Source organism: Nonomuraea sp. NPDC050202 (assembly GCF_040656115.1).
In the GTDB taxonomy this organism is placed as follows: domain Bacteria; phylum Actinomycetota; class Actinomycetes; order Streptosporangiales; family Streptosporangiaceae; genus Nonomuraea.
In genome coordinates this window covers 978,436-1,000,382 of sequence record NZ_JBFALF010000002.1, presented here as the reverse complement: position 1 = coordinate 1,000,382, position 21,947 = coordinate 978,436, and the positions used below count along the sequence as shown (strand labels likewise).

Annotated in this window: 19 protein-coding genes and 1 pseudogene; 12 read left to right on the top strand and 8 right to left on the bottom strand. The window is 71.0% G+C overall.

Annotation, left to right across the window (positions count from 1 at the left end; translation table 11 throughout):
* Positions 1-7: 7 nt before the first annotated feature.
* The 3 genes from AB0I79_RS09835 to AB0I79_RS09825 form a co-directional block, all read right to left on the bottom strand.
* A complete protein-coding gene (locus AB0I79_RS09835; RefSeq protein ID WP_103955008.1) occupies positions 8-139 on the bottom strand; it encodes a SapB/AmfS family lanthipeptide in 132 nt (43 codons plus the stop codon).
* Positions 126-2,672: a class III lanthionine synthetase LanKC gene (gene lanKC, locus AB0I79_RS09830; protein WP_357869489.1), complete on the bottom strand. Its 2,547-nt coding sequence runs from the start codon at positions 2,670-2,672 to the stop codon at positions 126-128. The genes AB0I79_RS09835 and lanKC overlap by 14 nt, the downstream gene beginning before the upstream one ends.
* 135 nt (positions 2,673-2,807) lie before the next feature.
* Positions 2,808-3,956, bottom strand: a complete 1,149-nt coding sequence (locus tag AB0I79_RS09825; protein ID WP_357869486.1) for a histidine kinase — start codon at positions 3,954-3,956, stop codon at positions 2,808-2,810.
* Between the two features lie 209 nt (positions 3,957-4,165).
* Between AB0I79_RS09825 and AB0I79_RS09820 the strand changes: the two genes are divergently transcribed.
* The gene (locus AB0I79_RS09820; protein ID WP_357869484.1) at positions 4,166-5,134 is read left to right on the top strand and encodes an aldo/keto reductase; all 969 of its coding nucleotides are present in this window, start codon (positions 4,166-4,168) and stop codon (positions 5,132-5,134) included.
* Between the two features lie 233 nt (positions 5,135-5,367).
* Positions 5,368-7,047, top strand: coding sequence for a DNA polymerase/3'-5' exonuclease PolX (gene polX, locus AB0I79_RS09815; RefSeq protein WP_357869481.1), 1,680 nt, complete (start codon positions 5,368-5,370; stop codon positions 7,045-7,047).
* On the opposite strand, the gene AB0I79_RS09810 is transcribed toward polX, so the two are convergent.
* Positions 7,048-7,395 carry a hypothetical protein gene (locus tag AB0I79_RS09810; RefSeq protein ID WP_357869479.1) on the bottom strand — a complete coding sequence of 116 codons (348 nt, stop codon included), beginning with the start codon at positions 7,393-7,395 and terminating at the stop codon, positions 7,048-7,050. It abuts the gene before it with no gap.
* Between the two features lie 157 nt (positions 7,396-7,552).
* On the opposite strand from AB0I79_RS09810, the gene AB0I79_RS09805 reads away from it, so the two are divergent.
* From AB0I79_RS09805 to AB0I79_RS09795, 3 genes are all read left to right on the top strand, one after another.
* Complete coding sequence (locus AB0I79_RS09805; protein ID WP_357869476.1) at positions 7,553-7,801, top strand: hypothetical protein; 249 nt, start codon at positions 7,553-7,555, stop codon at positions 7,799-7,801.
* A gap of 246 nt (positions 7,802-8,047) precedes the next feature.
* Entirely contained in the window at positions 8,048-9,094 is a 1,047-nt protein-coding gene (locus AB0I79_RS09800; RefSeq protein WP_357869473.1) for a sulfite oxidase, read from the top strand.
* A gap of 142 nt (positions 9,095-9,236) precedes the next feature.
* Positions 9,237-10,889 (top strand): wax ester/triacylglycerol synthase domain-containing protein, encoded by a 1,653-nt coding sequence (locus AB0I79_RS09795; RefSeq protein ID WP_357869470.1) that lies wholly within the window; start codon positions 9,237-9,239, stop codon positions 10,887-10,889.
* Here AB0I79_RS09795 and AB0I79_RS09790 read toward each other — a convergent pair.
* Positions 10,827-11,381, bottom strand: coding sequence for a TetR/AcrR family transcriptional regulator (locus AB0I79_RS09790; protein WP_357869468.1), 555 nt, complete (start codon positions 11,379-11,381; stop codon positions 10,827-10,829). The genes AB0I79_RS09795 and AB0I79_RS09790 overlap by 63 nt on opposite strands.
* A 213-nt stretch (positions 11,382-11,594) precedes the next feature.
* Between AB0I79_RS09790 and AB0I79_RS09785 the strand changes: the two genes are divergently transcribed.
* Together AB0I79_RS09785 and AB0I79_RS09780 are read left to right on the top strand one after the other, a co-directional pair.
* Positions 11,595-12,170 (top strand): TetR/AcrR family transcriptional regulator, encoded by a 576-nt coding sequence (locus AB0I79_RS09785; protein ID WP_357869465.1) that lies wholly within the window; start codon positions 11,595-11,597, stop codon positions 12,168-12,170.
* Positions 12,167-13,681: an MFS transporter gene (locus AB0I79_RS09780; RefSeq protein ID WP_357869462.1), complete on the top strand. Its 1,515-nt coding sequence runs from the start codon at positions 12,167-12,169 to the stop codon at positions 13,679-13,681. Before AB0I79_RS09785 ends, AB0I79_RS09780 begins: the two co-directional genes overlap by 4 nt.
* 241 nt (positions 13,682-13,922) lie before the next feature.
* On the opposite strand, the gene AB0I79_RS09775 is transcribed toward AB0I79_RS09780, so the two are convergent.
* Positions 13,923-14,357: a helix-turn-helix domain-containing protein gene (locus AB0I79_RS09775; protein WP_357869460.1), complete on the bottom strand. Its 435-nt coding sequence runs from the start codon at positions 14,355-14,357 to the stop codon at positions 13,923-13,925.
* Between the two features lie 143 nt (positions 14,358-14,500).
* On the opposite strand from AB0I79_RS09775, the pseudogene AB0I79_RS09770 reads away from it, so the two are divergent.
* Positions 14,501-14,839 (top strand): annotated as a pseudogene (locus AB0I79_RS09770) (STAS domain-containing protein); the annotation flags it as partial.
* A 161-nt stretch (positions 14,840-15,000) separates the two neighbouring features.
* On the opposite strand, the gene AB0I79_RS09765 reads toward AB0I79_RS09770, so the two are convergent.
* Positions 15,001-15,930, bottom strand: coding sequence for an aldo/keto reductase (locus AB0I79_RS09765; protein ID WP_357869458.1), 930 nt, complete (start codon positions 15,928-15,930; stop codon positions 15,001-15,003).
* A 36-nt stretch (positions 15,931-15,966) separates the two neighbouring features.
* Between AB0I79_RS09765 and AB0I79_RS09760 the strand changes: the two genes are divergently transcribed.
* Complete coding sequence (locus tag AB0I79_RS09760; protein ID WP_357869455.1) at positions 15,967-16,935, top strand: alpha/beta hydrolase-fold protein; 969 nt, start codon at positions 15,967-15,969, stop codon at positions 16,933-16,935.
* Here the strand turns inward: AB0I79_RS09760 and AB0I79_RS09755 are convergent.
* Positions 16,928-17,950: a polyprenyl synthetase family protein gene (locus AB0I79_RS09755; RefSeq protein ID WP_357869453.1), complete on the bottom strand. Its 1,023-nt coding sequence runs from the start codon at positions 17,948-17,950 to the stop codon at positions 16,928-16,930. The two genes, AB0I79_RS09760 and AB0I79_RS09755, sit on opposite strands and share 8 nt — an antisense overlap.
* Positions 17,951-18,070: 120 nt before the next feature.
* On the opposite strand from AB0I79_RS09755, the gene AB0I79_RS09750 reads away from it, so the two are divergent.
* From AB0I79_RS09750 to AB0I79_RS09740, 3 genes are read left to right on the top strand one after another with little or no spacing between them, the layout of a single operon-like run.
* Positions 18,071-19,417, top strand: coding sequence for a cytochrome P450 (locus tag AB0I79_RS09750; protein ID WP_357869450.1), 1,347 nt, complete (start codon positions 18,071-18,073; stop codon positions 19,415-19,417).
* A complete protein-coding gene (locus AB0I79_RS09745) occupies positions 19,414-20,256 on the top strand; it encodes a terpene synthase family protein (protein ID WP_357869448.1) in 843 nt (280 codons plus the stop codon). Before AB0I79_RS09750 ends, AB0I79_RS09745 begins: the two co-directional genes overlap by 4 nt.
* A complete protein-coding gene (locus AB0I79_RS09740) occupies positions 20,253-21,776 on the top strand; it encodes a prenyltransferase/squalene oxidase repeat-containing protein (RefSeq protein WP_357869445.1) in 1,524 nt (507 codons plus the stop codon). Before AB0I79_RS09745 ends, AB0I79_RS09740 begins: the two co-directional genes overlap by 4 nt.
* Positions 21,777-21,947 lie beyond the last annotated feature (171 nt).

Here is a 21,947-nt window from a genome sequence, read left to right as displayed (position 1 = left end):
TCGCACATCAGTGGCAGAGAGCGACACTGAGGTTGCTGGGCTTGCCGGAGTGGCAGGAGAGAACGGTCAGCGTGCTGCCGCCGCTGGCCACGTCGCTGGCCGCGGGAGCCTCAAGACCCTGCAGGTCAAGAAGTACCATGTCGTACACCTCCTTCCGTGGTGTCGTCGGGGAGAGGCCGCTCGGGTGCGGCCCCGAGGAACGGCAGATGGCAGGGTTTTTCGCCCATCGCCGAGGCGAGGGCGAAGAGCACGCCGGCCGTTCCGGTCGCGAAATCCATGGACAGGCGCAGGAGCTGGTCGCCGGGGAAGGCCAGGCCCCCGGCGTACGGCAGCGCGTGCCACCGCAGCCCCTTCACCAGTTCGGGCACGTCCCCCGCGCCGGCCGCGATGAGCCCGGCGCGCCCGGTGAACAGCCCTGCCTGCACGAAGAAGCCCGCGCGCCCGGCCAGCCGCAGCTCGGCCAGCGCCGTCGCGAACGCCTCGTCGTGCCGGTGCCGCAGGTAGCGCTCCAGCACGAGGGCGATCCCCGCGGACCCTTCGTCGAGGTACGGCAGCAGCCGCCACCCCTGGTTGACCTGGAGCGAGCCGTCCTCCGAGTGGCGGCAGCGCCGCAGGTCCTGCCGGAGCGCGGTGGCCGCCAGGTCGAGCAGCGCCGGGTCGCCGGTGTGCTCGTAGGCGTGCAGGAACAGTAGCGCGGGGCCTGACGAGCCGTGCATGAGCCCGGCGCGCGGGTTGGCGCCGCCGCTGATCTCGGGCACGGAGGTGTCGAGCCGCCCGGCGCAGATGTCCACCGCGCGCAGGGCGAGGTCGGTGTACCCGAAGTGAAGGAGGTTCAGCCCGATGCCGGGCAGTCCGGAGATGAGCGCCGATTCCAGGCGGTCCCACTTCTCGCGCAGGCAGACGTCGATGAGGTCGTGCGCGTCCTGCTGGTGTCCGAGCAGGCCGAGCACGTACGCGATGCCGTGCAGCCCGTCGTACAGGCCGAGGCCGGAGCCCTGGACGGGGCGGCGGGCCCGCTCGCACAGCCAGCGCTCGTACTCGGGAAAGGGCCCGAGGCCAGTGCTGTGCAGGGCGAACAGCACGCCGGCCGCGCCGTGTGCGAGGTTGAGCCCGCCGCCGGGCTTGAACTGGCCCACGTCGCCGGGGAAGAGCCGGTCGTCCCGTCCGGGCGTGGCGGCGGCCACTATCGCCTTGGCCATGGCGTCCCGCAGCTCGGGCCAGCTCGCCACGCCCGGCATGGGCACGGTCGTGTCGTCGCGCGCGCCGCCCGCAATGGTGGTGACGGCCTCGTCGATCACGCCGCGGGGCACGGGGAACGTCTCCTTGACGATCTCCCCGAGGTGGGCCACCTTCGGCCGGTGCAACGGCAGCATGATCGTGCACTGCGGCGCGAACAGGCCCAGGCGCAGGCAGGCCAGCGCGTACCGGTCCACGTCCACGCCCTGGCGGTCGGCCGGGGCGGCGAAGGCGGGATGGGCGAGCGCGGCGCGTCCCCTGTCGTCGGCGAGCGTGGCGACCTCGTAGTCGATCAGCGCCACCCGGCCGTCGTCGGTCAGCAGGATGTTGTCGGGGTGCAGGTCGCCGAAGACGACCCCGCGCTCGTGCAGCGAGCCGACCGCGCGCGTGACTTCCTCCAGCGTCTCGACCGCCCACTCGGTGTACTCGGCCAGGTCCCGCTCGGTGCAGGTGGCGCGGGTGAGCGGGTAGCGGTGCACGAGCCGCCGCTGGAGCGGCGTGCCGTCCACGAACTCCTGCACGAGGAAGTGGTGCTCGCCCAGCGTGAAGTAGCCGCGCAGCGCCGGGGCCGCGGGCAGGCCAGACAGGCGTTCGAGGATGTCGCGCTCGTGCTCGATCCTGGCGACCGCGTCGCGGCCCGCCGCGTCGAGCCCGGCGTGCGGCCTGGCCTCCTTGAGCACCACGCGCTCGCCGGTCCGCGTGTCGCGGCCCAGGTAGACGCCGCCGCCGTTGGAGAAGTGCAGGACGCTCTCGATCGTGTACGGCAGCCCGGTCGTCGTCACCGAGTTGCGGGCGGCCAGCTGCGGCTCCAGGAACGCCGGCAGCGTCGTCCACGGCGGCACCGAGAAGGTGGCGCCCCGCACGTCGGGCACGAGCGTGCCGTCGCCGTCCTCGAGGGCCAGCACGCGCTCGCCCGCCGGGGACAGGCAGTGGCGCTCGGCGAAGCCGCCGTACCTGATGAACAGCGGTCCTTCGTTGTAGCGCAGATCGCTGAGGATGTACGGGCCGCGCACGTCGCGCAGGAGCTCGTCGAGCTCCTTGAGCACCAGTTCGAGCTGCGCCTCGTCGCGCGGGTAGATGGTGATGAGCTTGCCGCTGGAGGCTCGGGAGGCGGCCTTGGAGTTCACCATGACGAGCACGGGCAGGCCGCGCAGGAACTTGAACGCGATACCGCGCGGCAAACAGTAGTCCCAAATGGCTTCGATGGCCTTTTCCGCGTCCTCCACGCGGGCCGACACGTGAATCTTCCAGCCCTGCGAAGGCAGCGGCGGCTCGTTGTCCGGAGCGAAATAGCACCAGGTGTCGGTGAGGGCCGAGGACCAGCCGGCGGGCAGTGACCTGCGCAGAATGGGAAAGTCGGCGTCTTCGGCCGTGCTGTGCTCGAGGCTGTCGTAGAAAAACTGATCGGCCAGGCAATACAGCTCGTACTTATCCATCTGGGCGGGACCTCCAGGGCGGTGTGCTCAGTAGCCTCTCGCCGTTGGAGCCGTCCGGCTAGTCACATTCTTCAGCACGAATACAGGCTTATGTGTATGGCATTTGTGAAATCCACACCATTGACCGGGAGGCGGTTATTTCTTCCGTGGGACGTACACGCTGAAGGTGAATTGGCCGGTCCTGGAGGAGGTGGCCTCCAGCCAGCCGCCGAGGCCGGAGACGCGCTCGGCCAGGTTCAGCAGGCCCTGGCCTGCGTCGCCGGGGCGGCGCGGCGGGCGCACCCCGTCGTTCCTGATCGTCAGGCGCACCATGTGGTCACGTTCCAGGAGATGCATCGAGCACTGGCGGGCCTCCGCGTGGCGCAGCACGTTCGTGACGCCCTCGCGCAGGGCGTGCGTGAGCGCCTCCTCCACGTCGCCGGGCAGGTCGCGGCAGGACACCCTGATCTGGCAGCGCACCCGCGCCGACTCCAGCAGGGAGCGCGCCGAGCCCAGCTCGGCGGCCAGCGTGGAGCTGCGCAGGCCGTGCGCCACGGCCCTGACGTCGGTCGAGAGGCTGCGCAGCAGCTCCACCGTCTCGCTCACCTCCTCCCGCGCCTTCTCGTCGCGCTCGGCGACCAGCCGCTCCAGGAGCTGCGCCTTCAGCACCAGCACCGTCAGCCGGTGGCCGACCAGGTCGTGCAGGTCGCGGGTGAAGCGGCGGCGCTCCAGGGCGACGGCCCTGCGCATGACCTCGGTACGCGCCTCGCCGAGCTGCTTGGCCCGCCTGGTCAGCGTGAGCACCGCGTACTCGGCCAGGCCGGCCAGCGGGGCGGCCAGCGCCCACAGCGGGTCGATCATGGACCGGTCGGGAGCCGCCAGCACCACCGGCCCGCACGCCAGGGCCAGCAGCACCAGCACGGTCGAGCGGATCCGGCCCGCCATCACCAGCAGCGCGCCCGCCAGCAGCCCGCAGACCGGGGTCCACGCAGCGCCGAACACGGTCAGCGGCAGGTACGTCAGCCACGCCTGCACGGCCACGATCCACCACGCGCCCGCACGGCGTACCGGGGTCTCGGTGATGAACCTGACATGCAGGGCCAGCAGCACGAGCAGCGTCAACGCGCCCTCGGCCACCGCCCCCGACCTCGCCAGCCCGGTCAGGATCGGGACCGACAGCCCGGCGATCCCCGCCCCCAGCCCGAGGCCGCCCAGCCAGTAAGGGGACGAGAAATCCTTGAGCCGGGCGCGCAGGCCCTTCCACCTGGAACGTCGATCGCGGAACTTGGCACGCGCCCTAGACATGAGTCCACGGTGTGTGTCTTCCACCTCACCCCCGGTATGCGTTCGGGTCTGCCGGATCAGGCACGTCGCCAGGCGCCCACCGTTTTGCAACGTTCCTCTAATCCACTTGATCGGCATCGCCCCTGTAAAGGTCATTTCCGTTTTTGGACAGGTGATTTCCCGTGGACCCCCTGGGTAGCGGCGACATATCTGGTCATATGGTGAGCTTCATGGAGTACACGCGACTGGGTAACTCAGGCTTGAAGGTGTCCCGGCTGTGCCTGGGCATGATGAGCTACGGCGACCCCGCCAGGCAGCAGTGGGCGCTGGCGCGGGACGAGGCGGAGCCCCTCGTCCGCAGGGCCGCCGACGCGGGCGTGACGTTCTTCGACACCGCCGACGTCTACAGCGCGGGCGCGAGCGAGGTCGTGACCGGCGAGGTGCTGCGCGCGACCTTCACCAGGCGTGAGGACTACGTACTGGCCACGAAGGTGTACTTCCCGATGGGCAGGGGGCGCAACGACCGCGGCCTGTCGCGCAAGCACATCCTTGACGCCATCGACGCCTCGCTCACCCGGCTCGGCACCGACTACGTGGACCTCTACCAGATCCACCGCTGGGACGACGAGACGCCCATCGAGGAGACCATGGAGGCGCTGCACGACGTGGTCAGGGCGGGCAAGGCCCGCTACATCGGGGCGTCGAGCATGTGGGCCTGGCAGTTCGCCAAGGCGCAGCACGTGGCCGAGGTCAACGGGTGGACGAGGTTCGTCTCGATGCAGAACCACTACAACCTCCTCTACCGCGAGGAGGAGCGCGAGATGCTGCCGCTCTGCGCGGACCAGGGCGTGGGCGTGATCCCCTGGAGCCCGCTGGCGCGCGGCGTGCTGGCCAGGGCCGGCTCCGCCACCACGACCGCCAGGACGGGCTCGGACGAGCGGATCGACCACCTGTACGACCCGGAGAACGACAAGCTGATCATCGAGCGGGTGGCGCAGGTGGCGGCGGACCGCGGGCTGCCCGCAGCGCAGATCGCGCTGGCCTGGGTGCTGCACAGGGGCGAGATCAGCGCGCCGATCGTGGGGGCCACCAAGGAGCGGCACGTGGACGACGCCGTGGCCGCCGTGTCGGTGACGCTGTCGGAGGAGGAGATCGCCTTCCTGGAGGCGCCGTACCGGCCTCGCGAGGTGCGCTTCTGAGCTGCGGACCGCCTCGGCGACGGCGGCGGCCCGCTCCCCGGCAGCCCGCGACGCCCCAGGAGATCGCCCTGCGCTACCTGCGGCGGGTGGCGCCCGATCACGCCGCCGGGCTCAGCGTCCAGTGGATCGACCAGCACGACGAGACCGTCACAGCGAGGACCGTCGGAGCCAGGACTGTCGTAGCCAGGACTGTCGTAGCCAGGACTGTCGTAGTGGCCCCCTAAGGTATGGGCATGCGGGCAAACGAGGAAGCGGCGGCGGCGCTGCAGGAATACGCGGAGCTGTTCGCGCTCTCCGGTGGCGACGCCTTCCGGGTGCGGAGCTACCAGAAGGCGGCCAAGGCGATCGCCGGGTACCCCGAGGACATCTCGGTCGTCGACGTGCGCTCCGTGCCCGGGGTGGGCGAGGCCATCGCCAAGAAGATGGAGGAGTTCCTGCAGCGCGGGAGCTTCCGGCAGCTCGACGACCTGCGGGGCCGCGTGCCCGACGGTGTGCGTCGGCTGACCAGGGTGCCGTCCCTGGGGCCGAAGACGGCGATCATGCTGTTCGAGGACTACGGCATCGACTCCACCGCGGCGCTGAGCGAGGCGATCACCTCCGGCCGCCTCGACGGGGTCAAGGGCCTCGGCCCCAAGACCCTGGCCAACCTGCTCAAGGGCATCGAGCAGCTCGAGCAGTCGGGCCGCCGGGTGCACATCGGCGTCGCGATGTCCCTGGCCGAGCAGGTGTTGGGCTCGCTGAAGGCCGAGCGCATCGCGTACGCGGGGTCGCTGCGCCGGATGCGCGACACGATCGGCGACATCGACATCCTCGCGGTGGCGCCCGAGTCCATCATGGCCGACTTCCGCGCCCAGCCGTACGTGGCCGAGGTCATCGCCGCCGGCGACAAGAAGACCTCGATCCGTACCACGTCCGGCATCCAGGTGGACCTGCGCGTGGTGCCGGCCGGCTCGTGGGGCGCGGCCATGCAGTACTTCACGGGCTCCAAGGAGCACAACGTCGCCATCAGGGAGATGGCGGTGAAGAAGGGCTGGAAGCTGTCCGAGTACGGGCTGTTCGAGGGCGAGCGGGTGATCGCCGCCGAGTCCGAGGAGGACATCTACGACGCGCTCGGCATGCAGTACGTGCCGCCGCCGATGCGCGAGGACGGCGGGGAGGTCAAGGCGGCGCTCGCCGGCGAGTTGCCCGTCCTGGTCGAGCTGGCCGACCTCAAGGGCGACCTGCACACCCACACCGACCTGACCGACGGCATCGCCTCGCTGGAGGACATGGTGGCGGCCGGTCACGCCCGCGGCTACGCCTACTACGCGGTCACCGACCACGCGCCCGATCTGGCGATGCAGCGCATGACCCTGGACAAGGCGCTCGAACAGCGGGGCCGGGTCGCCGAGCTGCAAGCGAAATATCCCGACATGCGCCTCCTGCACGGTACGGAGCTCAACATCGCCCCCGACGGCTCGGTCGACTGGCCGGCGGAGGTCCTGCGGGAGTTCGACGTGTGCGTGGCCTCGGTGCACTCGCACTTCGGCATGTCACGCGACGAGATGACCCGCCGCTTCATCGCCGCCTGCGAGAACCCGTACGTGGACATCATCGGCCACCCGACGACCCGCAAGATCGGCAAGCGCGAGCCCGTGGACGCCGACTGGGACGCCGTCTTCCGCGCCGCGGCCCGCACCGGCACCGCCATGGAGATCGACTCCTACCCCGACCGCTCCGACCTGCCGTCCGACCTGGTGCGGCTGGCCAGGCACCACGGGGTGAAGTTCTCGATCGACAGCGACTCGCACGCGATCCCGCACCTGGCCAACCAGCGGTTCGGGGTCGGGATCGCGCAGCGGGCCTGGTTGACCACGGATGACGTCATCAACACGTGGCCGCTGGAGCGGCTGCTGGCCTTCCTGGGGCGCTGATCACTCCCCCGTCCAGACCTGGAGGCGGTTGCGCCAGACCCAGTGGCCCTTGTGGTCACCGCTCTTGATCCGCACCCAGTGGCCGGGGCCGCGGCCTCTGGCGGCGCAGGTGGCCTTGACGGGGTCGTCGGACGGGGGGAGCTCGGCCGTCTTGCGGTGCTTCTTGCCCGGGCCCAGCCTGATGGGGGCCGGGTCCTCTGCCTGATTGACGTAGTGGCAGGTCGGGGAGTGGCGGGCGGCGGTCTCGACGGTGGCCGGAGTCAGAGGGGTGACGGCGAGTGCGGTAGCCGGGGTCAGGGGGGTGATGGCGAGTGCGGTGCCCGTGAGGAGGCGGGTTGCGGCTCCCATGAGCGGTCCCCTTTCGACGGTGTCCGCGCCCTCTGCTCACAAATACGGACTTAACGCCATATATGCGGATGTTTTGCCCCGGCCTTGGGGGTTCCGTCAGACGCCGATGGGACACAGGCCGACCAGAACGACTCCCGGGCTGACAAACCCTGGGCGGATGTGCCCGGAGGTCCCGCAGTGGTTCGACGAGGGGCTGGCAGTCGTGATCTCCGGCGGCACCCGCTACCTCGCCTCCGAGACGGCCGAGGACCGCCGCCTGGTGCCCCCGTCGGGCCCGCTGCCCGTGACGCTCGACGAGTGGTTGAGCGCCGCGAGCAAGGATGCCGGTACGTACGCCGAGTCCGCCTGCCAGGTGACCCGCTGGTTACGCGACAACGGAGGGCGCGGGCCTCCTGTTTCTGATTGAACGCCTCAACACCGGCACCCCTTCGCCACCCTCGTCGAACCGGGCTGAGCCGGCACGCCGCCCCACGAGCAGGCGGCCCGCGGAGGCGTTGGGGTGGGCCTGACCTCGGGTAGGGGTCTGTGTGCGGCACGAATGGAACGTTCCCGCAGGGCCGAGGAAGATTTTGGCAATGACGGGCGCGCGGAGACAGCTCAAGGAGATTAAATGGTTTCCTGGTAGGAAATAGGTATTAAGAGGTGATGCTCCATGAAGCAGGCCACCGCGGCGATCGTGAAGCCGCTGCCCGACCACCTGTTCAGGATCCACGGCAACAGCGCCGAGATGCGCTGGGAGTCCATGGCGGGGCTCGGTTACCACACCCCGAACGACCGGTTCTTCGTTCGCAACCACACCTACACCCCGCTCATCGACGTCACCACCTGGCGGCTGAGCGTCCACGGGGAGGGCGTGCGATGTCCGCGCGAGTTCAGCTACGAGGAGCTGCGGGCCATGCCGTCGCGCACGTACGACGTGGCGATCGAGTGCGCGGGCAACGGGCGGCGCTTCTACCGCACGCAGCAGCACGACGGCGCCCCCGGCACGCAGTGGGGGCTGGGCGCGATCGGGGTTGCGCGGTGGCGCGGGGTGCCGCTCAAGTACCTGCTCGGCCAGGCCGGGGTGCGGCCCGAGGCGGTGGACGTGCTGCCCACCGGGCTCGACGCGCCGTTCGAGGATCACGGTCATGTCCGCCGTCCGCTGCCCATCGGCAAGGCCATGGACGACGTGCTCGTCGCCTATGAAATGAACGGCGTCCCGCTGCCGCCCGACCATGGATTTCCGGCACGGCTGGTGGTGCCGGGATGGGTGGGAATAGCGTCGATCAAATGGCTCGGCGACATAGAAATCTCGACCGAGCCGCTCTTCACACCGTGGAACACGGTGTTTTACCCCGACGTCACGACGCAGCCGGTGAAGAGCGCGTTCGAGGTCCCCTGGAATGCGCGCGTGCCTGTCACGGGCCCGCACGTCCTGCGCGGCCGATCCTGGTCGGGCCGGGGCCGGATCGTCAGGGTGGAGGTCAGCTTCGACGGCGGGCTGAGCTGGCGCACAGCAGAGCACCATGGTCAGCACCTGGTCAAGGCCTGGTTGCCCTGGCACGTCGCCTGGGCTCCGGAGCGTACGGGCACGCGCCTGCTCATGGCGCGCGCCACGGACGAGACCGGCGCCACGCAACCCCTCACCACGCCACGCCACCCGTTCGGGTACCACTTCGACGCCGTCGTGCGACATCCCATTCACGTCGTCAATGGATAGGAAATTGTCACCGATCCGGGCTGAGCTGGAGATTTCCATTATCACTCGTAGGGCGCACCCGAATTCATCTGAAAGACTCGCGCAGAAACCTCGCGGAAATCCCCTGGTGTGATGCTGTCCGCACCAGGGAAAAGGAGAGCCGATGCGCCAGTTGACCGCACTCGACGCCCAGTTCCTCAATGTCGAAACGCCCACGACCGCCGCGCACGTGGCCGGGCTGGCGATACTCGACCCGGCGGACGGCGCGGTCACCAGGAGCTCGCTGGCAGAGCTGCTCCTCGATCGCATCCACCTCTCCCCCGCGCTCAGCCTGCGCCTGGCCGAGGTGCCGCTCGGCCTGGACCACCCCTACTGGGCCGCCGATCCCGGCTTCGACATCGACAACCACCTGTTCGAGATGACCCTGCCCGAGCCGGGGGACCGCTGGCAGCTCGCCGACGCCGTCGCGCGGATCCACGCCCGCCGGCTCGACCGGGCGCACCCGCTGTGGGAGATGCACCTGATCAACGGGTTGGGCGATGGGAAGGTGGCCGTCTACACGAAGGTGCATCACGCCGCCATCGACGGGGTCTCGGGCGCGGAAACCCTCGCCACGCTGCTCGACTTGACCCCGGACGGGCATCTGACGCCGGGAAGCCGCCACACGACGGCGAGGAACGGCGGAGAAGCGAAGGCGAGCGGCGACGCGAGGCCGACGGCCGTGGGCACCGTCGCCTGCCAGTCCGGCTCCGGCCAGGCACACCGCGCCGCTCGGCCGCATGGCCCGGCCCCCGTGCACGGCGGGAACCCCGACCTTTCACGCGACATCGCGTCACCCCACGCCCCCGACGACGCTCCCAGCCTGATCGGGATGCTGGCCGGGGCCGCGTTCCGCACCGCCACGCACCCCGCCCGCGCCGTACGGTCAGTGGTCAGAGCCGCAGGAGACCTGGACGCCATCCCGGTCGTGGGAGCCCTGCCCGGCGCGAAGCTGGTCGCCAAGGCCGCGCGGATGGTGACCCGCGACCAGCATCACCGCCCCGAGCTGCCCGGCCTGGTCGTGCCGCGCACCCCGCTCAACGGCCCGATCAGCGCCCGCCGCCGCCTCTCGTTCGGCTCGCTCTCGCTCAAGGACGTCAAGAACGTCGCCAAGGCCAACGGCATGAGCGTGAACGACGTCGTCATGACCCTGTGCACATCGGCCCTGCGCTCGTGGCTGCGCGAGCGGGACGCGTTGCCGGAGGAGCCGCTGGTCGTGGCCGTGCCCGTGGCGGTACGCAGCACGACGGCCAGGGACCTGGTCGGCAACCAGATCTCGGCCATGGTCGCCCCCATGCCCACGAACCTGCCCGACCCCAGGGAGCGCCTGCAGGCGGTCGTCACCGCCATGGGCACGGCCAAGCGACGCTTCGCGCTGGCGCCGGCGACGTGGTTGAGCGAGCTGTGCTCGATCCTGCCCGCACCGCTCACGAGCCTCGCCACCCCGGCGATCTTCCGGCTGGCCGGGATGGCGTGCCCGCCGATCAACCTCATCGTCAGCAACGTTCCCGGCCCGCAGTTCCCGCTGTACCTGTGCGGCGGGCGGGTGCTGTCGTACTACCCGCTGTCCGTGCTGACCGACATGAGCGGCGGCCTGAACATCACCTGCTTCTCCTACGACGGCATGCTCGACTTCGGCATCGTGGCCTGCCCCGAGCGGGTGGACGACGTGTGGGGCCTGCTGGAGCACCTGCGTACGGCGCTGGACGAGCTGCTAGACGAGCGAGTGGGCGATGAGTTCCGCGACGGCGTCGGGGTCGATCTGGTGGCCCGTTAGCTGGCAGAGGTTCTCCTGGTAGATCAGGACGGCGGCGAACGTGGCGGCCGCCACCTCCAGCCTGGCCGCGTCGCCGCGCGCGCCCGGCAGGGCCAGCCCGAGCGCGAACCTGGCACGCCTGGCCAGCTCGCCGTTGAGGCGCCCGAGGCGCCCGAGGCGCTCCTTGACCGAACCGTGCGTGTCGGCCTCGCGGAACAGGATGCGCCGCATCGCCGGTGAGGCGCGCAGCGGCAGGACGCGTGACAGCCTGGCCAGCGTGCCCGCCGGGTCGCCCGGCACCGCGTCGACCTGGTCGTCCTCCTCGACGTGCGTGCGTTCGTTCACGAGGGCGACCAGTACGTCGATCTTGCGCGGGAAGTACTGGGAGATCAGCTCCTTGGGCACGTTCGCGAGTTTGGCGATGACCACGGTGGGGGTGGCCTCGTAGCCGCCACCCGCGAAGAGCTGCTCTGCCGCGTCCAGGATGCGCGTGCGCGCGTCACCGATCACCACAGCTCCGAACCATAGCCCCACCTGCGACTCCGTCGCCATCACGGGAGAGCGGGAGGCGCCTGCCGAGCCATGCTCGGTCAGGCTCGGCTTCGCTCTGGGCCACCGAACATGCCGGGCGAATCAGGTGAACTCTTCGCCCGACTGCCCGAAGCGTGAGTCGTTCGGGTATCGTATGAGACATAAATGTCTCAAATGATACGTAGGTGTATACAGATGGCAGCGACACGTGACCAGATCTTGAAGGCCGCGATCCATCGCCTCAACGAGAGCCCGGCCGCCTCCATGGCGCAGCTCGCCGAGGCCGTGGGGATCAGCAGGGCCACCCTGCACCGCCACTTCAGCAGCCGTGACGAGCTGATGCTCGCCCTCGCCCACCGCGCCTACGACCACTGGGAACGCCTGCAGGTGACCAGCGGCGTGGCGGCGGCGACCGCGTCCGGCGACCCCGAGGCGCTGGAGCGGGCCATGAACGAGCTGCTGGGGGGCGTGATCGACATGGCCGACGAGTACGGGTTCGGCCTGACCGACGACCGGCTGGCGAGCCATCCCGAGCTGAAGCGGCGCACCGACGAACTGGAGGAGCGCGAGGTCGCGCTCTACGCCGCCGCCCAGCGCGCGGGCCTGCTGCGTGCCGACCTGCCCGCCCGCTGGATCAGCAACACCGTGTACGGGCTGCTCGTCACCGTACGGGAGAGCCTGCGCAACGGGGACGTCGCCCGGCGGGACGTGCCGCGGCTGCTGATCAGCACGTTCCTGCACGGCACCGCACCTGGAAGGGAGGAAGGATGACGATCACCACAGCGCCCGTCTCGTCGAGGCGGCGGTGGGCGGGCCTGGCCGTGCTGTCGGCCAGCGTGCTGCTCGTGGTCATGGACATGACCGTGCTGAACGTCGCCCTGCCCGCCATCTCCGAGGACCTGCGGCCGGAGTCGACCGAGCTGCTGTGGATGGTGGACGCGTACGCGCTGGTCCTGTCAGGGCTGCTGGTCACCGTGAGCGCGCTGGGCGACCGGTGGGGCCGCAAGCGGATGCTGATGACGGGGTTCGCGGTGTTCGGGCTGGCCTCGCTGGCCGTGCTGGCGGCCGACAGCCCGCTGGAGGTGATCGCGGTACGGGCGCTGCTCGGCGTCGGCGGCGCCATGATCATGCCGTCCACGCTGTCCATGATCCGGAACCTGTTCACCGACCCCGCCGAGCGGGCGAAGGCGCTCGGCGTGTGGTCGGCGATGGCCGCGGTCGGCGCCGCGCTGGGGCCCGTCGTGGGGGGCGTGCTGCTGGAGCATTTCAGCTGGCACGCCGCGTTCCTGGTGAACGTGCCCGTCATGGCCGTGGCGATCGGGTTCGGCCTGTTCCTGCTGCCGGAGTCCAGGAACCGGACGCCCGGCCGCTGGGACGCCGTCGCCACGCTGCTGTCGATGGCGGGCATGGTGGCCCTGGTCTACGCGATCAAGAACTTCGGCAAGTACGGCCTCACCTCCCCCGCAGCCCTGGTGGCCGCCGTGGTGGCGGCGGTGGCGCTGGGCTGGTTCGCGGTCCGGTGCCTGCGCAGGGAGGATCCGCTGCTGGAGCTCAGGCTGTTCCGCAGCGCGCCCTTCTCGGCCGGGGTGGTGACGGCACTCGTCACGTCGATCGCGATGGCTTCCGTGTTGCTGCTGCTCGCGCAGTGGATGCAGCTCGTCCAGGGGTACGGCCCGCTGGAGACGGGCGTGCGGCTGCTGCCCGCCGCGCTGGCCGCCGTCATCGCCTCGCCGCTGGCCCCCTCGCTGGCGGCGCGCATCGGAGCCCGTACGGTGCTGGCCGGCGGGCTGGCGCTGACCGGGCTGGCGTTCCTGCTGCTGGTCGTGGTGCCCGGCCCGCTGGGGTACTGGCCCGTCGCGGTCGCGCTGACGCTGATCGGCCTAGGGAACGGCTCGCTCGCGATCGCCTCGGCCGCCATCATGTCGGGCTCGCCACCGGCGAAGTCGGGCAGCGCGGCCGCCATCGAGGAGACCAGTTACGAGCTGGGCGGGGCGCTGGGCGTGGCCGTCCTGGGCAGCGTCGCGGCCGCCGTGTACCGGAACGAGGTGGCGTACACGGGGCCGGGCGCGGGGGTCGCGCGGGAGTCCCTGGGCGGGGCGCTCGACGTCGCCAGGGAGCTGGGGGCGGCGGGCGGCCGGCTCGCCGCGCAGGCCACGGCGGCGTTCACCGACTCCCTCGTCCTCACCAGCGGGGTCGCGGCCGTACTGCTGGGGGCGGGCACGCTGGCGGTGTGGTGGCTCACGCCGCGCGACCTCGACGTGTCATCGGCGGACCACCACTGACCCACCCACGGCACCCGCCCGTCCCGCCGCGTTCCTCGCCTCCCGGGACGCCACCAGGCGCGCAGGGGTGCAGCAACCGGCGCGCGTAAGGCGCGATGCGCGGCGCCGATGGGCGGCGCGAGGCGGCCGGTGCACGCGATGCATGAGCCGGACGAGCCCAAGCATGGGCCCGGGCCGGCGGGCGGAGGCCGGACGGCGCAGGCCAGGCGGGCGCAGGTTGGGCGGCACGGGCTGGTGGGTGTTACAGGTCTGGGCCGGCGACCTGGTCGGCTACACGGCCGATGCGGGCCAGGCGGGCCAGGGCCGGGCGGGCCAGCACCTCGCCGATGTCGTGCAGGGCCACGATCAGCTCCTCCACCCCGTCGAGCGGCATGTCCGGCTCCCTGCTCAGCAGGATCCCCCGGTAGTCCTCGGGCGAGACGGCCCCGCCGGGCAGTTCGATCCGTTCGTCCTCGACGCGGAACAGCACCGGGACGGACGTGTCGAGGGCCAGCGCGAGCGCGGTCAGCTCGGCCGCCGTGAAGGACCGCTGGCCGCGCTCGGCCTGGTGGACGGCCTGCCGGCTCCACGGCCTGTCCAGGTAGCGCCCCAGCGCCTCGCCCAGCTCGGTCAGCGACATCCGGCGCTCCGCGCGCAACCGGGCGATCTGCCGCCCGATGGCCTCTTCGACCCGCATTCCTCACCCCTTCCACCCGGTTGTCATTCTGCACGATGACACCGACAGCCACCCATTGACAGCCATGCGCCCGCCGCAGTACTGTAAATGCACAGAGTTCCCCGTCAATGTAGTCGATGACACGAGCGATGGTGAGGCGCGAGATGCAGGACATCGTCATTGAGGTGGTCGGACCGGTCGGCGGCTGCGCCGTGCTCAAGGTCGCCGGCGAGGTCGACGTGTTCACCGCCCCCAAGCTGCGCGAGCAGATCATCGACCTCGCGGCCAAGGGCACCGTGCACGTCATCGCCGACCTGAGCGAGGTGCAGTTCCTCGACTCGACCGGGCTGGGCGTGCTCGTCGGCGGTCTCAAGCGGCTGCGCACGCAGGACGGCTCGCTCGCGCTCGTGATGACCACGGACCGCATCTCCCGCATCTTCAAGATCACCGGCCTGACCGCCGTCTTCGCCTCCCACGCCTCCGTCCAGGACGCGATCGCCGCCGACCCGCACTGGACGCAGGCCGTCGAGGGCGAGGCGGGCAGCGTCGCCGAGTGGTGCGCGCGGCAGGGCCTGCCGGCTGCCTGACCCCCGGGCACGCCGAAGCCCCCTTGCCACCGCACGCCGGCCGCGGCGGCAAGGGGTCCGGCCGTGCCCGCACAGCGTCAGGAGCGGGAGGCCTCGTCGAGGATGGCGAGTTCCTCGGCGCTCAGCGTCAGCGCCGCCGCCTCCATCAGCGGCCGCAACTGCTCCAGGTTCCGCGCGCTGGCGATCGGCGCCGTGACCGTCGGCTGGGCGGCCACCCAGGCCAGCGCCACCGAGGCCGGCGCGGCCCCCCGCTCCCTCGCCAGCCCGATCAGCGCCTCCACCGTCCTGGGCCCGTGGGCCGTCTCCAGGTACTCGGCCGCCTTCCCGGCCCGCGGGCTGTCCACGGCCACGCCGGGCGCGTACTTGCCGGTCAGGAACCCGCGCGCCAGCCCGAAGTAGGGCACGCTGGACAGTCCCTCCCCGGCCACGACCTCCCGCAGCTCGCCCTCGTAGCCCCGCTCGACCAGGTTGTACGGCTGCTGCAGCGCGACGTACCTGGCCAGCCCCTCCGCGTCGGAGATCTTGAGCGCCTCCGCCAGCCGCCCAGCGGAGTAGTTGGACGCCCCGACGTGGCGGACCTTGCCCTCCTGGATCAGCGCGTCGAACGCGGCCAGCGACTCCACCAGCGGCGTGTCGTGGTCGTCGACGTGCGCCCAGTAGAGGTCGATGTAGTCCGTACGCAGCCGCCGCAGCGAGTCCTCGACCGCCGTCCTGATCGTCGCCGGCGCGAGCCCTTCGAGCCCCTCCAGCATGCCGACCTTGGTGGCCAGCACGATCGAGTCGCGGTTGCGGCGCGAGGCCAGCCACTCGCCGATGATCGTCTCAGAGGTGGACTCCCCCGTGGCCCAGTACGGGTAGACGTCCGCCGTGTCGAGGAAGTTGCCGCCGCCGTCGACGTAGGCGTCCAGGATCGTGAACGACGTCTCCTTGTCGGCCGTCCAGCCGAAGACGTTGGTGCCGAGCGATATCGGGAACACGGACAGGTCCGTGGTGCCTATGGATCTCATCCCGCTATTATCCGCACATCCAACAAGGAGATCGCGATGCGGCCCCGGTTACGAGGATGCCTGGTCAGCGTGGTGGTCGCCGCCGGTCTGTGCCTGGCGGCCGTGGCGGTGCTGCGGCCCGGCGGCCAGGATCCGCCCGGCCCGGAACCGGCTCGGGAACCCGCCCCGGCCCGGACCGAGCTCGTGAGCGAACGCCGGTTGGACGAGCGCAGGATGGAGCTGACGATCAGGTCGCGGGCGCTCGACGCCACCACGAAGGTGCGCCTGCTGCTTCCGCGCGGCTGGGAGTCCCGGACCGGCTGGCCCGTGCTGTGGCTGCTGCACGGCGGGCTCGACGACCACACCTCGTGGACCGCCAGGACCGACGTCGAAGCCCTCACCCGCGACACCGGCGTGCTCGTCGTGATGCCGGACGGCGGCGAGTGCGGCAGCTACTCCGACTGGTGGAACGGCGGGGAGGGCGGCCCGCCGCGCTGGGAGAGCCACCACCTGGAGGAGCTGCTGCCGCTGCTCGAAGCGCGCTACCGGGCGGGCCCGCGGCAGGCCGTCGCGGGGTACTCGATGGGCGGGCAGGGCGCCATGCTGTACGCGGCCAAGGGGCACTTCGAGGCGGCGGCCTCGTTCAGCGGCGCCCTGCACATCCTGGGCCCCGGCGTCCCGCAGGCCGTGATGGCGGGCACCGCGATCGGCTGCTTCGGCACCGACTGGAAGCGCATCTGGGGCGACCCGGAGGAGCAGCGCGAGGTCTGGCGCGCGCACAACCCCTACGACCTGGCGGACAAGCTGAAGGGGGTCCGGCTGTACGTGTCCGCCGGGGAGGGCGACCTGGTGGAGGACCTGGCCAACCGGGCGGCCAGGGCGTTCGCCGGCCGCCTGGAGGAGCTGGGCATCCCGGTGCGCACCCATTTCCACCGCGGCGGGCACAACCACACGTCCTGGCAGCGGGAGCTGCACCGGGCCTATCCCATGCTGATGTCCGACATCGGCGCGCGGCAGGTCAGCTGACGCGTTTGACCAGCGAGTCGCACAGGGCGCGGAGGTCTCGGGCCTGCGGCAGGCACTGGTCCAGGGTGTCCAGCGCCGACGACAGGTATCGCTCGGCCAGGGCCTGGGCCGCCGTCCGGCCACCGGCCCGCTCGGCCAGGTCTGCGGCGTACCGTACCGTGTCGTCGTCCGTCGCGCCCGACATGAGGACGGCTGACAGCTCGCGGGCGGCCATGGTGCCCGAGGACAGGGCGGCGAGGATCGGCAACGTCTTCTTCTCGCGTCGCAGGTCGCTGTGCACGGGCTTACCCGTGACGTCCGGGTCCCCCCAGATGCCCAGGATGTCGTCCACGATCTGGAAGGCCACGCCGAGATCCCGCCCCACGTCCCACATCCGCTGGGCGAGCTCCGGAGCGCCTCCCATCTCGACGCCCGCCGCCGCGGCCGCCCCCAGCAGGCCGCCGGTCTTACCGGCCGTCATCTCGAGGTACTCATCGGTGGAGACCCGGTCGTGCCCGTCCCAGGTACGCTGCTCGAAGGCCATGTCGGCGGTCTGGCCCTGCACGAGCTCGACGAGTGCCGCCGACAGGTGGCGCATCGCCCCTGGATGGCCGGCGAGCTGCCTGACGGCCAGCGCCAGGAGCGCGTCACCGGTGACCAGGGCCGGGCCCACGCCGTACGCCTTCCAGAGCGCGTCGCGATGCCTGCGCCGCTCGTCGTTGTCGATGATGTCGTCGTGCACCAGCGAGAAGGCGTGCACCAGCTCGACGGCCACCGCCGCCGGCAGCGCCGGCTCCGCCCTGCCGCCTGCCGCCTCCGCGCTCAGCAGCGCGATGGCCGGACGCAGGCCCTTGCCCGCGCCGTGATCGCGGGGCGTGCCGTCCATGCCGGACCATCCCAGCGTGAACGCCGCCATCGTGGCGCCCCAGGGATGCAGGACGGCGACGGCCTCGCGGAGCGCGGGCTCCACGAGCCTCCGGCAGCGGGCGACGGCCTCCTCACCGGGCCCGATGGGGGCTGAGTGGCCGACGTCCATGCACGTGCTCCTTGCTCACCGCGATCTTGAAATTATCAGAAGTGTCGTGTGATACTCCACGAGCAGCTTAACTTTTGTCAGTGAATGTCCGTCATCCGAGACGGACGTGATGGAGGTCCGGTGTCGTTCGGCGGCGTGCCGACCCGTCATGCCCAAACCCTGCCCCTTCTCCGATTCCTGGCAAGGAACGCACGTGACCCCCTCCGCGCCGTCGAAGAGGCGGGCCGGCAAGCGAACGGCGAGCTCGTCCGGCTGAACATGGGCCCGTTCCGCCCGTACCTGATCACCCATCCGGACCACGTGCAACACGTGCTCAAGACGCACCAGCCCAACTACCTCCGGACGGGCATGTTCTGGGACCCGCTGGGCCCGCTGATCGGGCAGGGCATCCTGTCGGACGGCCCCGGCTGGAAGGCCAGCAGGAGCATCCTCCAGCCGATGTTCACGGCTCGCTACGTCGACTCGCTCACCCAGCGCATGGCTGCGATCGTCACCGATCTCATCGACACGGTGGTGGTGCCCGGGCGGCCCATCAACATCGCGGACACCGTCTCCGCCCTGATCCACCCGGCGATCGTCCGGCTCTTCCTGGGCTCCACGATCTCCGACGCGGACATCGAACGGCTGGCGCCGGCCTACGACACGGGCGTGACCGCCCGTTCGATCCGGCTGCTGCTGCCGTCCGTTCCTGAGCGCTTCCCGTTACCGGGCGACCGCGCGTTCCGGGAGGCGATCAGGACCATCGACGAGGTCGTCTACCCCCGCATCCGGTACGCCAAGGCCCGCGGCGAGCACGAGAACGACCTCGTCTCCCTGCTGTGCGAGGCCCGCAAGGGCGAGCCGGACATGGACCGGCTGATCCGCGACGACATGGTGGCCGTCCACGGCGCCGCCACCGAGACCTCCGTCACCGCGCTCACCTGGGTCTGGCCGGTGCTGGACGCGCATCCGGAGATCGCCGCCAACGTCTACGAGGAGATCGAACGGGTGGTCGGCCCCGGACCCGTCACCCTGGCCCACCTGCCCGAGCTCACCTACCTGCGGATGTTCCTGGACGAGCTGGTACGTCTCTATCCGCCCGGCTGGATCCTGCCCCGGACGGCGATCCACGCCGACACGATCGGCGGGGTGGAGATCCCCGCCGGGTCCACGGTGGTGCTGAGCCCGTTCCTGACCCAGCGGCTGCCCGAGTTCTGGGAACGGCCGCTGGAGTTCGACCCCGGGAGGTTCACGCCGGAGAACGGCCGCGGGCGGCACCGGTACGCCTACTTCCCCTTCTCGGCGGGGCCGCACTCGTGCCTGGGCCCGCGCCTGTTCACGATGGAGGCGCTGTTGCTGGTCGCCGGAATCCTGTGCAGGTACCGGCCGGTGGTGCACACCGACGGCCCGGTCCTCCCCCGGCTGGCCTCGACGTTACGGGCGGATGCCCGGCTTTCCATGACCCTCGTCCCCGTGGGGCGCGGATGAGCGGCCCGGCCATGGCGGCGGGCCTCGGCAGGGCCTGCGCGCTGGGCGTCGAGTGCGCCCGCGACCTGAGCCGCCACGCCGCCCGATATCCCGAGCTCTTCCCCGCCAGGCCCTTCGACCCCGGCTTCTTCCACTCGCTGGGCCTGGTCGGCGCGTTCGGCTCGCCCTGGGCCACCGCGGACGAGCTGCGGGCGGTCAACCGGGCGGCCCTGTGGGTGTTCGCCGCGGACCTGCTCATCGACCACGTCGCCACCTCGAGGGAGGAGGTGGCCGCGCTGGTCGGCGACTGCGTGGCCGTGGCCGCCGGCCGCAGGGAGCCGGACAGCCCGCTCACCCGCTTCCTCGCCGAGCTCCGCGACGATCTCGGCGGGGACTCTCGCTGGTGCGACCAGCTTGAGCGCATGCTCACCGCGATGCAGCGCGAGTGGCACTGGCGTGCGTCCGGGGCCGCCCTGGATCTGGACGAGTACCTCGCGAACGCGGACAGCTGCGGCTCCTCCTTCGTCAACCTCTCGCACTGGCTGTCCATCGGCGACCCCGGGAGCCCGTCCGGCCTCGACCGGGTTCGCGAAGCCGGTGACGAGGTGCAGCGCTACCTCCGGCTGCTGAACGATCTGACCACGTACGACAGGGAGAGCCGCTGGGGCGACGCCAACGCCCTGACACTGGGCGCCGAGCGTGACGAGGTGATCGAGCGCATGGCGCGGCACTCACGCATGGCGGCCGAGCTGATCGAGCCGCTGCGTGAGAGCTCGCCCAGGGCGGCGCTGTACCTGGAGCGGCAGCTGGGCTTCAACACCGGCTTCTACGGCATCACCGACTACTGGGGGGAGATGTGAACGTCACCCGCGAGGCCGGCGCGCTGGTGGCGACGCTGATGTCCACGCCGTGGGGGCAGGTGTCCGCGTCGGTCTACGAGACGGGGCGGCTGGTCACCCTGGCCCCGTGGCTGATCGGGCATCGTGAGCGGGTCCACTACCTGCTGCGCACGCAGCGTCCTGACGGCTCGTGGGGCGCGCCCGACGGCTACGGCCTGGTGCCGACGCTCAGCGCCACGGAGGCCCTGCTCACCGTCGCGTCAGGGTCCGGCGAAGGGCTCATCCCCGAGGACATGGAGCACGTGGCACTGGCGGCGCGCAGCGGCCTGGCCGCACTGCACGAGCGGCTGCCCCGGGTGGCCGGCGTGCCCGACATGCCAGCCGTCGACCTGATCGTCCCTGGGCTGGTCACGCTCATCAACGCCCACGGCGTGAGCGCGCCGCTCCCTCTGCCCCCCGGGCTCGACCACAGCCGGGTCGAGCAGGTCCGCCGGGTGGTGGAGTCCGGCGCGACCCTGCCGGAGAAACTGCTGCACGCCCTGGAGGCCACCGGCCTGTCGGGCGGCGCGCGCTCCGTCCGGCCCACGGTGATCGGCACGATCGGCGCATCGCCCGCCGCGACCGCCGCCTGGCTCTCCACCGGCGCCGAGCTCGAAGCCGACTTCGCACTGCGCCACCTGGAGGCCGTCGTCACCCGGTACGGAGGCCCGGTCCCCGTGGGGCTGCCGATCACGGTCTTCGAGCGCGGCTGGGTGCTCACCTGGCTCTCGCGGGCGGGTCTCAGCGTCCAGGTGCCGCCGGAGATGCTGGCCGACCTCAGGGCGTCGATCGGCCCGGCGGGCACCTCCGCGGGCCCTGGGCTTCCCGCGGACGCCGACACCACCTCGGTCGCGCTGCACGCCCTGGCGTTGCACGGCGTGGCCCTCGATCCCGGGAGCCTGCTGGCGTTCGACACGGGCACGCACTTCTGCACCTGGCAGGGCGAGGACGGCATTTCCATCAGCGTCAACGCCCACGTGCTCGACGCGTTCGGCTCGTACGCCGCCACCGCCCCCGCGAGGGCGGGCGCGTACGCGGAGGTCAGGAGCCGGCTGGCGGACCTGCTGGCGGAGCGGCAGCACCCGGCGGGCAACTGGGAGGACCGCTGGCACGCGTCACCGCTGTACGCGACGCTGAGCTGCGTTCTCGCGCTCGGCGAGTACGGTGGCCGCGAGCACGCCGCGGCGGTGACCATGGCGCGGGAGTGGGTGCTCGACACCCAGCGTGCCGACGGGTCGTGGGGACGATGGGAGGGCACGCTCGAGGAGACCGCGTACGCGATCCAGGCGTTGCTGCTCCCGGAGCGAGTGCGGGGCGGCGCGGTGGACGAGCGGTACGCTCATGCCGCCGCCCGAGGGCACGCATACTTGCAGCGTATGGGCGATATGTCGGACTATCCGTCACTTTGGCATGACAAGGACCTTTACACTCCCATCGCCATTGTCAGGGCGGCAATCCTGGCAGCCTTGCACTTGGGCGCTCCGACACTAGAATCCCGGTAAATTCGGACTTTACGCCATGTACTAGGATTTTCCCTCCTTGAGTGGGCCTTGCGGCGTTGCTAGGGTGTCCCGGGTGCCGTTTGCAGAAATATCCACTAAAGTCTTGACATTCGGCTTGACGCACCCCTCTGACCTGGACGGTTAATATGCGTTTGCGTAACTCAAGCGTGC